The organism is Massilia solisilvae, from assembly GCF_024753215.1.
Lineage (GTDB): Bacteria > Pseudomonadota > Gammaproteobacteria > Burkholderiales > Burkholderiaceae_D > Telluria > Telluria solisilvae.
The window spans coordinates 1-13,667 of sequence record NZ_JANUGV010000001.1 but is presented as its reverse complement, the minus strand read 5'-3'; the positions used below and the strand labels follow the sequence as shown (position 1 = coordinate 13,667).

The window sequence follows — 13,667 nt, the reverse complement described above, 5'->3', positions numbered from 1 at the left end:
TCAGGTGGAGCTGTGGCGGGCGTGGGCCGGGCAGCAGTACTCGCGGCCGCCCGCGCGCACCGCTTCGGACGCCGGGAAGTACACCCCGCAATGCGCGCAGTTCACCATGCTCTCGGACTGTCCGGGCACGGGCCGCGCCGGCTCGGGCGAACGCGGCGCCTGCGGCGGCGGTGCGGCCTGGCGCAGCTTGGTACGGATGGCCATCACCACCAGGATGGCAAGCGCGAGCCAGAACAACAAGCGCGTCATGCCAGGCTCCTGTGCAGCACCACCTCGAGCACGAAACGGCTGCCGACGTAAGCCAGCGCCAGCGTGGCGAAACCGGCAAGGGTAAAGCGCAGCGCGGTCTTGCCGCGCCAGCCGCGCCAGCGGCGGCCCGCCAGCAGCGATGCGAACAGGAGCCAGGACAGGATCGCGAACACGCTCTTGTGGTCGAACCGCAGCGCGCGGCCGAACAGCTCTTCGGAGAACACGATCCCCGACAGCACCGTGAGACTGAGCAGGATGAAGCCGATCCAGATCATCCGGAACAGCAGCTTTTCCATCGTCAGCAGCGCCGGCAGCTGGTCGAGCGCGCCGCCCAGCCAGCCGGAACTGCTGCTTCTCGTGTGCAGGCGCGATTCCTGCAGCGCCATCAGCACGGCGTGGAACGCGGCGATCGTCATGGTGCTGTACGCCAGCACCGCCACCGCGATGTGCCAGCCGAAGGCGGCGGACTGGTGCTGGACCGGCATGACACTGCCGGGGAACAGCACCGGCAGCAGCGCCGCGGCAAACGCGGACGGCATCACCATGCGGCGCAGGCCGTCGAGCGAGAAATTGCGGTTTTCGAGCCAGTAGGCGGCCACCGAGATCCACATCGCCGCCGATAACATGATGGCAAAGCCGACGCGCAGGCCGCTGGGCGTGGCCATGTCCAGCCACATTGCGGCGCCGTGGACGAGCCAGGCAAGCGCGGTCGCGCCTGAGACGAGCGCGCCGCGCCGCGACGGCAGCACGGTGCACAGCGCGTACAGCAGGGCCGCGGCAAAGAATAGAGAGGTCTGCATAGACGCCAAGTCTACACCAACATGGGCCCGTGCAGTCCAGCCGGCGGCAGGGCCTGCCTCACCTTGCGCGCGCCGCGGAGATCACCTTGCGCAGCGCACTGCCGATGGCCTTTTGCTCGACCGCGGACAGGTGGGCGTCGAACAGCTCGTGGATCGCCGCCGAATAGGTTGCCCACATCTTCTTGCGCATGGCCAGGCCAGCGGGCTCCAGCACGGCGTAGGCGCCGCGCTTGTCCTCGGGGTCGCTCTCGCGCCGCAGCAGGCCCGCCGTTTCCAGCCGGTCCACCAGGCGCGTCAGGTTGCTGCGCGTGAGGACCACGTAGTCGGCCAATTCATGCATGCGCTGGCGGTGCTGCGGCGCGCGCTCGAGCGCCCACAGCACGTCGTACCAGGCCAGCGGCGGCAGCCCGGCATCGGCCAGGCGGCGTTCGATCATGCCGGTCAGGACCGCGTGCCCGGTGAGCAGCAGCGGCCAGGCCGAGGGATTGTCTTCTTTCTTGGTCATGTGACGATTTTAGTTGCAATTGCAACGACAAGCAACTACACTCAGATTTAGTTGCAGGTGCAACGACTTTTGCGAAAGGACGAGATGATGCAAACCGCATACGCTTTTACACTGCTGCGTGTCGCCCTCGGGGTCATGTGGCTGGCCCACGCGCTGCTCAAGATCGTGGTGTTCACCCTGCCCGGCGCCGACCAGTTCTTCGTGGCGCACGGGTTCCCGGCCCACTCCGCTTATCTGGTGGTAGCAGCCGAACTGGTCGGCGGGCTGATGATCCTGCTTGGCTTTCATGGCCGCGCAGCCTCGCTGGCGCTGCTGCCGGTGCTGGCCGGCGCGGCCAGCGTGCACCTGCCCAACGGCTGGGTATTCACCGCCAGCGGCGGCGGCTGGGAATACCCGGCATTCCTGATGATCGCGTCGGTCGCGCACGCGCTGGGCGGTGACGGCGCGCTGGCGCTGCGGCCGGCGGGAGCGCAGCCATGAGCGCGCGACTGGAACTGGTGAGCCACAAGCTGTGCCCCTACGTGCAGCGCGCGGCGATCACGCTGGCCGAAAAGGGCGCGCCGTTCGAGCGCAGCTGGGTCGACCTGTCCAACCGGCCGGCGTGGTTCACGGCGATCTCCCCGCTGGGCAAGGTGCCGCTCCTGAAGGTGGGTGGCGAGGTGCTGTTCGAGTCGGCGGTGATCTGCGACTACCTCGACGAGACGATCGGGCCAAGGCTGCATCCGGCAGATTCGCTGCAGCGCGCCAGGCACCGGGCATGGGTGGAGTTCGGCTCGAGCGTGCTGGCAGCCATCGGCACGTTCTACAACGCGCCGGATGCGGAGGCGTTCGACCGTGCGACGGGCGCACTGGAAGGGAAGTTCGCGACCATCGAGCAGGTGCTGGGCGACGGACCGTGGTTTGGGGGCGCGCAGTTTTCGCTGGTGGACGCGGCGTTCGGGCCCGTGTTTCGCTATTTCGACGTGTTTGACCGGATCGGCCAGTTCGGCATCTTCGACGGCAAGCCGAAGGTGCAGGCGTGGCGCGCCGAGCTGGCGCGGCGGCCGTCGGTGGCGGGGGCTGTGACGCCTGAATATCAGGAACTGCTGCTCGAGTTCTTGCGCCGGCGTGGCTCGCACCTGGCGGCGCTGATCGCGTAGGGTGGGCGGGTTTCCCGCCCACGCGTTCAATTGCGGTCCGCATAGTGGCAATGCGAAGGTGCGTTGAATGCGTGGGCGGCCCAGCCGCCCACCCTACGGATCGCGGCTAGTCCACCGCCGCCATGCGCAGCTCGTCGCTGTGGTGGCGCTGCTGCTCTTCCATCACCAGCAAGCCCAGCTCGCGCTTGAGCGCATTGAACTCCGGCGCCGCCGGGTCGCGCGGGCGTGCCAGGTCCACCAGGATGTCGCGCTTGATCGTGCCCGGCCGGTAGGTCATCACCACGATGCGGTCGGCCAGGTAGATCGCTTCCTCGATCGAGTGGGTGACGAACAGGATCGTCTTCTTCAGTTCGGCCCAGATGCGCAGCAGCTCGTCCTGCAGGTTGCGCCGGGTGAGCGCGTCGAGCGCGCCGAACGGCTCGTCCATCAGCATGATCGGCGAGTCCAGCGCCAGCACGCGCGCGATCGCCACGCGCTGGCGCATGCCACCCGACAGGTCCTTGGGAAAGCGCTGGCGAAAGTCCGACAACGACAGGAGTTTGAGCAGCTCGCTGACGCGGTGCTTGATCTCGTCGCGCGGAACGCCCTTGATCTCGAGCCCGAAGCCGATGTTCTGCTCCACGGTCATCCACGGGAACAGCGCGTACTCCTGGAACACCATGCCGCGGTCCGGCCCCGGCCCGGTGACCGGCTGGCCCTCGGCGGTGATGCTGCCCGAGGTCGGCGGCGCGAAGCCGGCCACCGCGTTGAGCAGGGTCGATTTGCCGCAGCCGGAAGGCCCGAGCAGGCAGGTGAACTGGCCGCGCGGGATGTCCAGGTCGATGTCCTTGAGCGCCACCACGTCGCGCCCGCCGGCGGTGAACACCTTCCCCACGTGCTCGATAACGATGTGCGATCCGCTCATCTCAGTGCTCCAGGCCGCGGTGCCAGCGCAGCAGATAGTTGTTCAGGCGCGTCATGCCCACGTCGATCGCCAGGCCCAGCAGGCCAATGGTGATCATGCCGGCGATGATCTTGGCCGACCAGAAGTACTCGCGCCCTTCGAGGATGCGGTAGCCCAGCCCGTTGTTCACCGCGATCATCTCGGCCACGATCACCACGATGAAGGCCGTGCCGATGCCGACCCGCACCCCGGTCAGGATGAAGGGCACGGCGGCCGGCAGGATCACGCGCAGGAACAGCGTGGCGCCGCTCGCGCCCAGGTTGCGGGCCGCGCGCAGGTAGATCGAATCGACCTGGCGCACACCGGCGATGGTGTTCATCAGCACCGGGAAGAACGCGCCCACCGCGATCAGGAACACGGCCGGCGGGTTGCCCAGCCCGAACCACAGGATCGACAACGGGATGTAGGCAATCGGCGGGATCGGGCGCAGCACCTGCACCAGCGGGTTGAACCAGGCATAGGCCGCGCGGCTTGCGCCCATGGCCAGGCCGAGCGGCAGCGCCAGCCCGGCACCGACCAGAAAGCCGACCACCACCCGGTACATGCTGCTGAACGAGTCCATCAACAGCTCGCCCGAGAACGCCCAGGCCCACCAGCTGGCGCCCGGGTTCTCCTGCTGGAAGTCGGCGAAGGACTTGAGCGGCAGCAGGTAGGCCAGCCACTTTTCCGCCACCTCGAGCGGCGCCGGCAGGATCTTCTCGTCCACCCAGCCGCGCATGACCACCCACTGCCAGATCGCGATCGCCACCAGCGGGACCACCAGCCCCAGGCCGATCTCACCCCAGTTTCGCTTGCCCATCGGCGCCCCCGCCTTATTTGATGTTCAGGCTTTTCTTGGCGTCGTCCAGCAGGTCGGTCTTGACCCATTCTTTGGCCACCGGCGGCTTGGCCATCTTGCCCACGCCGGTCTTGAGCATCATGTCGGTGGTGGCCTGGATGTGCTCGGGCGTCACGTCATACGAGAACATCGAGTTGCCCAGCGCGTCCTTGTAGTCGTCGGCACTGATCTGGCCCTTGAACACCACCTCGCGCACATACTTCTCGGCCAGCGCCGGGTTGTCGAGGAAGGTCTTGGTCGACTGCACGAAGCACTTCATGAACTTCTCGGCCAGCGGGCGCTTGGTGTTATAGAACTTCTCGGTCATGACCATGGTACGCACCGGTTCGCCGATCGGGGTGTCGTACGGCTTGAGCACTTCCACGCCGAAGCCCTTGTTGATCGCCTGCGACGACTGCGGCTCGGACTGCATCATGGCGTCGATGTTCTTGCCCAGGAGCGCCTGGTTCAGGTCGGCATAGGCCAGGTACACCAGCTGCACGTCCTTGCCCGGCACCGTGTCGGCCGACAGGCCGGCCTTGTGCAGCTCGGCCATCAGCAGCACTTCCTGGATGCCGCCGCGCGTGACGCCCACCTTCTTGCCCTTCAGGTCAGCCACGCTCTTGACGGCCACGCCCTGGCGCGCCACCAGCCGCGCGCCGCCCTTGGCAAAGCCGGCCACCACATAAATCGGGGCGCCGGCGGCGCGGCCGGAGATGGCGGCCTCGGAGGCGGTGGTGGCCACGTCCAGCTCGCCCGCGATCACGGCCTGCATGGCGTCCAGCCCTTTCGCAAAGACCTTCTCCTCCACTTTGATGCCGCACTTGGGCGCGATTTCCTTGATATACGAGACTGCGCCGTAATGCGCGAACTTGAGATTGCCGAGTCGCACCACCTCTTGGGCTTGCGCGCCTGTCGCCGCCAGCAGCGATGCAACGAGGAGGGTCTTGCCGAACACTTTTGCTTTCATGACTTCTCTTCTCCGTTAGGTCGTAAGGTCAATCGGTCAGCTGCGGTATGGCCGGGCGGCTTGGCGTGCGCCGTCTTGTTAATACCCGCTGGAAAGGTATACCGGTGGGCAAGATGTTGTCAAACTATTCAACACAACAGTGTGCAAGGGTGCGGCGGGATGCCCCTGCCGGCGCCGCGCTCGTCGGTAAGAACGCCCGTCTTATCGGGTAAAATGACGGTTTCGTCCGGACTGCCCTGGCGGCAACGTCCGACTCAACCATATAAATAGTAGATAGCCATGCTGGATAACCTTACCCAACGCCTTGCCAAGGTCGTCAAGACCATGCGCGGCGAGGCGCGCCTGACTGAATCGAACACCGCCGAGATGCTGCGCGAAGTGCGCCTGGCGCTGCTCGAGGCCGACGTGGCGCTGCCGGCCGTTCGCGAATTCATCGGCAAGGTCAAGGAAAAAGCGCTGGGCGAGGAAGTGATCGGTTCGCTGTCGCCGGGCCAGGCGCTGGTTGGCGTGGTGCAGCGCGAGCTGGCCGCGCTGATGGGCGCCGACCTCGGGCCGGAGGCCTCGCAGCTGTCGTTTGCGCAGCAGCCGCCCGCGATCATCCTGATGGCCGGCCTGCAGGGCGCGGGTAAAACCACCACCACCGGCAAGCTGGCCAAGTACCTCAAGGAAGAGAAGAAGAAAAAGGTGCTGACGGTATCGGCCGACGTGTACCGCCCTGCCGCAATCGCCCAGCTCGAAGCCGTGACCAAGCAGGTCGGCGCCGACTTCTTCCCGACCACCACCACCGACAAGCCGGTGGACATCGCCCGTAACGCGCTGGACTGGGCGCGCAAGCACTACCACGACGTGCTGATCATCGACACCGCCGGCCGCCTGGGTATCGACGAAGCGATGATGAAAGAGATCGCCGAGGTGCACGCGGCGGTCAAGCCGATCGAGACCCTGTTCGTCGTCGATGCGATGCTCGGCCAGGACGCGATCAACACCGCCAAGGCCTTCAACGACGCGCTGCCGCTGACCGGCGTGGTGCTGACCAAGCTCGATGGCGACTCGCGCGGCGGCGCGGCGCTGTCGGTGCGCCACGTGACCGGCAAGCCGATCAAGTTTGCCGGCGTGTCCGAAAAACTCGACGGGCTGGAGCCGTTCGATCCGGCGCGCATGGCCAACCGCATCCTGGGCATGGGCGACATCCTGGCCCTGGTCGAGGAAGCGCGCAAGGGCGTGGACATGAAGGCGGCGGCGGACCTGGCCACCAAGATCAAGTCCGGCGCCCGCTTCGACATGAACGACTTCAAGGCGCAGCTGGCGCAGATGAAGAAAATGGGCGGCATGGCGGGCCTGATCGACAAGCTGCCGGCGCAGTTCCAGCAGGCGGCAGGCAACGCCAACATGGACCAGGCCGAAAAGCAGGTGCGCCGCATGGTCGGCATCATCGACTCGATGACCCCGGCCGAGCGCGCCAAGCCGGAGCTCATCAAAGCCAACCGCAAGCGCCGCATTGCAGCCGGCGCCGGCGTGCAGGTGCAAGATGTGAACCGCATGCTGTCCCAGTACGAGCAGATGAACGCGATGATGAAGAAGCTCAAGGGCGGTGGACTGATGAAGATGATGCGCGGGATGAAAGGCATGATGCCGGGCTTGCGCTAAGCCGCGGCCCCATTGCAACCTCGCCGGCGCCCCCAGCACGTCATTCCCGCGCAGACGGGAATCCATGCTGAGTGTGCATTCACGCGGTCTATGGGTCCCCGCCTGCGCGGGGACGACTGATCGAAAGGTAGCGATTACAAGAAAGCCGTGGACGGGCAGCCTTCACGGCTTTTTTTCACGCATTCTCACTCTGAAAACCCGCTTTTTGCGACGAACCCCATACTCCAAGCTTGTTTAATCGAAAAAATTTCGAAAAAGACTTGCACGAACACTAAAACGACACCAATATAGGCCGGTGCGTCAATTGCGCATTTTTCTAATGTGTTCGTTTAGGAGGCTCGAAGATGGCAACAGCCAAAAAATCCGCCGCAGCGCCAGCCAAGAAAGCAGCAGCCAAGCCTGCGGCAAAACCGGCCGCCAAGCCGGCAGCAAAAAAAGCAGCTCCCGCCAAGGCAGCACCGAAAGCCGCAGCAGCCAAGAAACCCGCAGCAGCCCGCAAGCCGAACGCCGCTTTCATGAAAGCGATGACGCCGTCGGCCCAGCTGTCCGCCGTGGTTGGCTCGTCGCCGCTGCCGCGCACTGAAGTGACCAAAAAAGTCTGGGACTACATCAAGAAGCAGAACCTCCAGGACGCAGCGAACCGCCGCATGATCAATGCCGACGACAAGCTCAAGCCGGTCTTCGGCGGCAAGAGCCAGGTGTCGATGTTCGAAATGACCAAGCTCATTTCGGATCACCTGAAATAAGCAATCGCCCGGCTGTCCTAAGCCAACGAAACAGAAAAGCCCTGGCCGCGTGCCAGGGCTTTTTGTTTTGTTACCCTTTGAACGTCATCCCGGAACGACGCCGTGTAGGGTGGGCAGGTCTCCTGCCCACGCGTTCAAACTGAGCTTGAAATGCCGGATCGTTTATGCGGCCGCTGGCTGGACGCGTGGGCAGGAAACCTGCCCAGCCTACGTTCAGCGCAGCGCGCTGAACTGCCACTTCTTCCACGCCGACAGCACCGCGTTCGGATACTCCGGCCGCCCGCGGCTGCCGTTGTAGCGGCCCAGCGCGAGGAACAGGTTGCCGCCTTCCATGTCGATGTACATGCGCAGGATCGAGCACCCGTAGCGCAGATTGGTCTGCATGTCGAACAGCGCGCGCCGGTTGTTGTCGCCGATGATGCGCGTCCAGAACGGCATCACCTGCATGTAGCCGCGCGCGCCGGCCAGCGAAATGGCGTACTTGCGGTACGCCGACTCGACCTGGATCAGTCCCAGCACCAGCCCCGGATCAAGGCCGGCGCGGGTCGCCTCGTACCAGGCCGATTCGAGGAACTCGCGCCGCGTCAGTTCGTCCGGCAAGCGGCGCTTGAGCCGGTCCGACATCTCCGCGTACCACGCCTGGTAGCGCACGCGCGCGGCCTCGTCGCGAAACACCGGCTTGGGCGGCCGGTTGTCGTGGATCGCGCGCGCGAGGGCCACGCGCACCGAGTCGGCCAGCGCCTCTTCCTTCTGGTTGCCCGCATGCGCAGCCGAGCCGATGCCAAGGCCCGCGACCAGCAGCAGGCGTCCAAGCCAGGCCGCTACCGCCCGGCCTTGTGCCCAGCCTGGCCTCACTTGCCCAGTTTGGCCTTGATGAAGCCGACCATCTCGGCTGCCGGCACGGCGGTGGCTGCCTCGTCGCGGCGGCCCTGGTATTCGAGGTTGCCCTCTTTCAGGCCGCGCTCGCCGATCACCACGCGGTGCGGCACGCCGATCAGCTCCCAGTCCGCGAACATCGCTCCAGGGCGCAGGCCGCGGTCGTCGAGGATGACGTCCACGCCGGCTGCCAGCAGCTCGGCCAACAGGCGGTCCGCTTCAAGCTTGACCATCTCGCTGCGGTCGTAGCCCATCGGCGCCAGCACCACCTCGAACGGCGCGATCGCGTCCGGCCAGATGATGCCCTTGTCGTCGAAGTTCTGCTCGATGGCCGCGCCCAGGATGCGGGTCACGCCGATGCCGTAGCAGCCCATCTGCAGCGGCGCCGGCTTGCCGGCTTCGTCCAGGTACACCGCTTCCATCTTGGCCGAGTATGCGGTGCCGAGCTGGAACACGTGGCCCACTTCGATGCCGCGCTCGATCGCGAGCACGCCCTTGCCGTCCGGCGAAGCGTCGCCCTCGACCACGTTGCGCAGGTCGGCCACGATCGGCTCGGGGCAGTCGCGGCCCCAGTTGGCGCCGGTGAAGTGGTAGCCCGCTTCGTTCGCGCCGCACACGAAGTCAGCCATGTTGGCCACGGTGCGGTCAGCCACGACCTTGACCGGCTGCTTGGTATTGATCGGGCCCAGGTAGCCCGGCACGGTGCCGTAGGCATCGAGGATCTCGGCTTCGCTGGCAAAGCGGAAGCTTGATAAGCCCGGCACCTTGTTGACCTTGACCTCGTTGAGCTCGTGGTCGCCGCGCAGCAGCAGCAGCCAGTTTTCCTTGACCTGGCGGCCGTTCTCTTCTTTCTCCACCGTCAGCGCAAGGCTCTTGACGGTCTGCGACAGCTGCAGGCCGAGCATCTGGGCAACCTGCTCGCACTTGGTGGTGTCCGGAGTGGACGCCTTGACCAGTTGCTGCGACGCGGCCAGGCGCTCGCTGGACAGGGCCAGCGCTTCGGCGGCTTCCATGTTGGCGGCGTAGTCGGAGCTCGGGCAGTACACCAGCGCGTCCTCGCCGGTCTGGGCGATCACGTGGAATTCGTGCGAGTAGTTGCCGCCGATGGCGCCGGTGTCGGCCGCGACCGCGCGGAACTTCAGGCCAAAGCGGGTGAAGATGCGGGTGTAGGCGTCGAACATGGAGGCGTACGACTTCTGCATGCCTTCCACGTCCTTGTCAAACGAGTAGGCGTCTTTCATGACGAACTCGCGGCCGCGCATCAGCCCGAAACGGGGGCGGCGCTCATCGCGGAACTTGGTCTGGACCTGGTAGAAGTTGACCGGCAGCTGGCGGTAGCTCTTGAGCTCGCTGCGCACCACGTCGGTGACCACTTCTTCCGAGGTCGGCTGGATCGCGTAGTCGCGCCCGTGGCGGTCCTTGACGCGCATCATTTCCGGCCCCATCTTGTCCCAGCGGCCGGTTTCCTGCCACAGCTCGGCCGGCTGCACGATCGGCATCGACAGTTCGATGGCGCCGGCCCGGTTCATTTCTTCACGGACGATCGCCTCGACCTTGCGGATCACCTTCAGGCCCATGGGCATGTAGGTATAGATGCCCGAGCCGAGGCGCTTGATCATACCGGCTCGCATCATCAGCTTGTGGCTGACGATCTCGGCATCTGAGGGCGCTTCCTTGAGCGTGGAAATAAAAAAACGTGAGGCACGCATAACGATGAATTCTTTTTAAAAAGAGAGGGTTATAATCGACCTAATTTTAAAGGATTAGCTGGCTGATGCGTCCAATCTTTGCACAAATGGGTCCGATTCAAGCGCTGCGCGCCGTTCTCGCCCAGGGGAAAACCAGGGCAGACGTGGATTTATAGGTAAAAAACAAGAAGCTTCAGCCGCAGAAAGTTTCGAGGTGCACTATGCTCGATCGTGAAGGGTTCCGCCCCAACGTCGGCATCATCCTGCTCAACGCCAACAACGAGGTGTGGTGGGGCAAGCGCGTGCGCGAGCACTCGTGGCAGTTCCCGCAAGGGGGGATCAAATACGGCGAAACGCCGGAACAGGCAATGTACCGCGAGCTGGAAGAAGAGATCGGCCTGCGCGCGGAACACGTCAAGATCGTCGGCCGTACGCGCGACTGGCTGCGCTATGAGGTGCCCGACCACTTCATCAAGCGTGAGATCCGCGGCCACTACCGCGGCCAGAAGCAGATCTGGTTCCTGCTGCGCATGGTCGCGCGCGACAACGAAGTGAACCTGCGCCTGACCGACCACCCCGAGTTCGACGCCTGGCGCTGGCATGACTACTGGGTGCCGCTGGACACGGTAATCGAATTCAAGCGCGACGTGTACCAGCGCGCGCTGCAGGAGCTGTCGCGCTTTTTGTCGCCGCAGCACGAAAGGCGGCACAACGCGCGCTACCTGCGCCAGCCGCGCGCGCCGGGCGCAAACGCCGCTTCCGCCAAGCCGGCGGTGGTGGCGGAAACCGCCGCTCCCGGCCCCGAACTGGCACTGCTGAACAAGAAGTAGTAGCGCCAGCACAACAAAAAGGAGGCAGGGTGCATACCCTCGCCTCCTTTCGTTTTTTGGCTTGCCATCATTGCAAGGTTGCGCAGTAGAATCGTCCTTATGACGACCTCTCCTTTCTCGCGCGGCCTGGCCTTGCTGGGCGTCCTGCTGTGCGCCAGCCCCGCCGATGCGGACGACAATCCCCCCAAGTGCCAGTACGTAATGGTGGCCGAACTGCCACTGAACTACACGGGCCTTGGCCTGCAAGTCACGACCGAGGGCTCGATCAACGACACCAAGGCGGTGATGCTGGTCGATACCGGCGCCTACCGCTCGATGCTGACCCGCACCGCCACCGACCGGCTCGACCTGTCGCTCGGCCCCACCGGCGAATACGCCATCGGCATCGGCGGCTTCTCGCGCGTGTACGCCGCGCGGGTGAACGAATTCAAGGTCGGGCCGTCGCGCAGCGGCAAGGGACGCATGCCGGTGATCGGCGACATGGGCTCGGCCCCGGCCGAGGACGCGATCGTCGGCGCGCCCTTCCTGCTGCAAACCGACCTGGAGTTCGCGCTGGCGGAGAAGAAGCTCAGGTTCTTCCGTCCGAGCAACTGCAAGAACACTTTCCTTGGCTACTGGGGCGACAACGTCTTCGAGATCCCGTTCGAGTCGCACTATGGCAGCAGCCCCAATCCGCACTTCTACGTTGAAGTGAACGGCCAGCAGATGGAGGCGATGATCGACAGCGGCGCTGTCACCTCGTCGATGTTCTCCGCCGCTGCCAAACGTGCCGGCCTGAAGATCGACAAGCAGGAATCGGGCCGCCTGGGCAGTGTGGTCGGCATTGGCACGGACCGGGTGGCGCGCTGGCGCACCACGATCGACAGCCTGCGCATCGGCGCGGAAAAGGTCTCCAACGCCGAGATGGCGGTGCTGGAAGCGGACGGCCCGCCGGAGGTCGACATCATCCTGGGCGACGACTTCTTGCGCGCGCACCGCGTGCTGTTCGCGATGAGCCAGAAGAAGCTGTACATCAGCTACCTTGGCGGCGAGCCGTTCAAACAAACCAGGGCCGTGGAGCCATGGCTGGTGCAGGAAGCCGAAGGCGGTAACGCCGATGCGCAGCTGGTGCTGTCGTCGATCTACCGCAGCGGCAGCGGCGTGCCGAAGGACGCCAAAGAGGCCGACGCATGGCTGGACAAGGCTGTCGCGCTCGGGCATCCGCAGGCTTACCTGCAAGCGGGCTATCGCCTGCTGGCGGCACGCCGTTTTGGCGAAGCCGCCAGCAGGCTGCGCAGCGCGCTCGACGCCATGCCCGCCGAGCGCACCGGTGCGCTGTGGCTGTATTTGGCACGTCTTCAGTCGGGCCAGCCGGACCTGGCCAAACGCGAACTCGAAGCCGCTTTCGCCCGTGGCGATCGCGACGACTGGCCCGTTCCGGTTGCCGACTTTTACCTCGGCCGGATCGACGCCGCCGCGCTGCTGGACGCCGCAGGAAAGGAACGCCGCTCGTCCAAGGCGCGCACCTGCAGCGCCACCAGCTTCATGGCCGAGCTGTATTCCGCGCAGGGCGACAACGCACAGGCCGAATCGATGCGCCAATCCCTGCGCGCGCACTGCGCGGCGCCGGCAAAAACGTAGCCGCCAGCATGAAGCTCGTCGTCACCAAGCACGGCAAGGCCGACAAATACGACTTTGACGAGGCCATGTTCGCCGAGGTCCGGCACGGCGCCTGCGCCGCGCGTGGCCGCGCCGTGCCGGACCTGTCGGGCGTGGACGTGCGGCGCGCGCTGTACGAGCGCGTGCTCGATCTGAACGAGCGCTGGCAGCAGGTGCCGTTCCACGGCAGCCTGGAACTCACGCTGGAACACGCGTAAGCCACGGCGCGAGGGGGCGCGCTACAATGGCGCCTCGCTCCACTTTCCCGCTTGCGCATCATGTTCACGCCCTCTTCCCACGACGTTCGCCGCTTCTTCTGCGAAGCCTACCGCAAGCACCGCGCCGGCGAGGTGCTCACGCCGATGGACGCCATTGCCGCCGACTGGATCGCCCAGCATCCGGAATACCACGAGGTGCTGTCGGACGCCGAGGCGGCGGTCGCGCGCGACTATTCGGTCGAGGGCGGGCAGCCGAACCCGTTCCTGCACCTGTCGATGCATTTGTCGATCAGCGAGCAGGTGTCGATCGACCAGCCGCGCGGCATCAAGGCAGCGCACGACCTGCTCGCCGCGCGCGTGGGCGAGCACGAGGCGCACCACGAGATCATGGAATGCCTGGGCGAGATGATCTGGACTTCGCAGCGCTCGGGGCTGCCGCCGGACCAGGAGGCGTACATCGATTGCGTGCGCCGGCGCGCGAGCAGATAAGGCCCCGATCCCTCAACCCGTCGTTCCCGCGCAGGCGGGAACCCATAGACCGCGTGACCGCAGGCTCAGCATGGGTTCCCGCCTCCGCGGGAACGACGGTTTTGGAGTCAAC

Annotated in this window: 16 protein-coding genes; 8 read left to right on the top strand and 8 right to left on the bottom strand. The window is 65.4% G+C overall.

Going from position 1 to position 13,667, the window contains the following annotated elements:
- The 3 genes from NX773_RS00080 to NX773_RS00070 are packed head-to-tail and all read right to left on the bottom strand — an operon-like array spanning position 1 to position 1,554.
- Positions 1-249: a PP0621 family protein gene (locus NX773_RS00080; RefSeq protein WP_258854371.1), complete on the bottom strand. Its 249-nt coding sequence runs from the start codon at positions 247-249 to the stop codon at positions 1-3.
- On the bottom strand, positions 246-1,049 hold the full coding sequence (locus tag NX773_RS00075; RefSeq protein WP_258854370.1) for a cytochrome C assembly family protein: 804 nt from the start codon (positions 1,047-1,049) through the stop codon (positions 246-248). The genes NX773_RS00080 and NX773_RS00075 overlap by 4 nt, the downstream gene beginning before the upstream one ends.
- Before the next feature lie 58 nt (positions 1,050-1,107).
- A complete protein-coding gene (locus NX773_RS00070; protein WP_258854369.1) occupies positions 1,108-1,554 on the bottom strand; it encodes a MarR family winged helix-turn-helix transcriptional regulator in 447 nt (148 codons plus the stop codon).
- Between the two features lie 87 nt (positions 1,555-1,641).
- Between NX773_RS00070 and NX773_RS00065 the strand changes: the two genes are divergently transcribed.
- Together NX773_RS00065 and NX773_RS00060 are read left to right on the top strand one after the other, a co-directional pair.
- On the top strand, positions 1,642-2,034 hold the full coding sequence (locus NX773_RS00065; RefSeq protein WP_258854368.1) for a DoxX family protein: 393 nt from the start codon (positions 1,642-1,644) through the stop codon (positions 2,032-2,034).
- A complete protein-coding gene (locus NX773_RS00060) occupies positions 2,031-2,693 on the top strand; it encodes a glutathione S-transferase family protein (protein ID WP_258854367.1) in 663 nt (220 codons plus the stop codon). Before NX773_RS00065 ends, NX773_RS00060 begins: the two co-directional genes overlap by 4 nt.
- 106 nt (positions 2,694-2,799) lie before the next feature.
- On the opposite strand, the gene NX773_RS00055 is transcribed toward NX773_RS00060, so the two are convergent.
- From NX773_RS00055 to NX773_RS00045, 3 genes are read right to left on the bottom strand one after another with little or no spacing between them, the layout of a single operon-like run.
- Positions 2,800-3,597 carry an ABC transporter ATP-binding protein gene (locus NX773_RS00055; protein ID WP_258854366.1) on the bottom strand — a complete coding sequence of 266 codons (798 nt, stop codon included), beginning with the start codon at positions 3,595-3,597 and terminating at the stop codon, positions 2,800-2,802.
- Position 3,598: 1 nt separating this feature from the next.
- Positions 3,599-4,435 carry an ABC transporter permease gene (locus NX773_RS00050; RefSeq protein WP_258854365.1) on the bottom strand — a complete coding sequence of 279 codons (837 nt, stop codon included), beginning with the start codon at positions 4,433-4,435 and terminating at the stop codon, positions 3,599-3,601.
- Positions 4,436-4,448: 13 nt separating this feature from the next.
- Positions 4,449-5,423, bottom strand: coding sequence for an ABC transporter substrate-binding protein (locus NX773_RS00045; RefSeq protein ID WP_258854364.1), 975 nt, complete (start codon positions 5,421-5,423; stop codon positions 4,449-4,451).
- Positions 5,424-5,702: 279 nt separating this feature from the next.
- Between NX773_RS00045 and ffh the strand changes: the two genes are divergently transcribed.
- Both ffh and NX773_RS00035 read left to right on the top strand, forming a co-directional pair.
- Positions 5,703-7,070: a signal recognition particle protein gene (ffh, locus tag NX773_RS00040; RefSeq protein ID WP_258823581.1), complete on the top strand. Its 1,368-nt coding sequence runs from the start codon at positions 5,703-5,705 to the stop codon at positions 7,068-7,070.
- Between the two features lie 344 nt (positions 7,071-7,414).
- Positions 7,415-7,816 (top strand): SWIB/MDM2 domain-containing protein, encoded by a 402-nt coding sequence (locus NX773_RS00035; RefSeq protein WP_258823580.1) that lies wholly within the window; start codon positions 7,415-7,417, stop codon positions 7,814-7,816.
- Positions 7,817-8,029: 213 nt separating this feature from the next.
- Here NX773_RS00035 and NX773_RS00030 read toward each other — a convergent pair whose 3' ends face one another.
- Positions 8,030-8,617, bottom strand: coding sequence for a lytic transglycosylase domain-containing protein (locus NX773_RS00030; protein ID WP_258855810.1), 588 nt, complete (start codon positions 8,615-8,617; stop codon positions 8,030-8,032).
- Between the two features lie 50 nt (positions 8,618-8,667).
- Entirely contained in the window at positions 8,668-10,401 is a 1,734-nt protein-coding gene (locus tag NX773_RS00025) for a proline--tRNA ligase (RefSeq protein WP_258854363.1), read from the bottom strand.
- A 200-nt stretch (positions 10,402-10,601) separates the two neighbouring features.
- Here NX773_RS00025 and NX773_RS00020 point away from each other — a divergent pair, with 200 nt between their 5' ends.
- The 4 genes from NX773_RS00020 (at position 10,602) to NX773_RS00005 (ending at position 13,555) form a co-directional block, all read left to right on the top strand.
- A complete protein-coding gene (locus NX773_RS00020) occupies positions 10,602-11,210 on the top strand; it encodes an RNA pyrophosphohydrolase (protein ID WP_258854362.1) in 609 nt (202 codons plus the stop codon).
- A 99-nt stretch (positions 11,211-11,309) separates the two neighbouring features.
- Complete coding sequence (locus NX773_RS00015) at positions 11,310-12,830, top strand: retroviral-like aspartic protease family protein (RefSeq protein WP_258854361.1); 1,521 nt, start codon at positions 11,310-11,312, stop codon at positions 12,828-12,830.
- Between the two features lie 8 nt (positions 12,831-12,838).
- Entirely contained in the window at positions 12,839-13,066 is a 228-nt protein-coding gene (locus NX773_RS00010) for a hypothetical protein (RefSeq protein WP_258854360.1), read from the top strand.
- A gap of 60 nt (positions 13,067-13,126) precedes the next feature.
- Positions 13,127-13,555 (top strand): DUF1841 family protein, encoded by a 429-nt coding sequence (locus NX773_RS00005; protein ID WP_258854359.1) that lies wholly within the window; start codon positions 13,127-13,129, stop codon positions 13,553-13,555.
- The last annotated feature ends 112 nt before the right edge of the window (positions 13,556-13,667 follow it).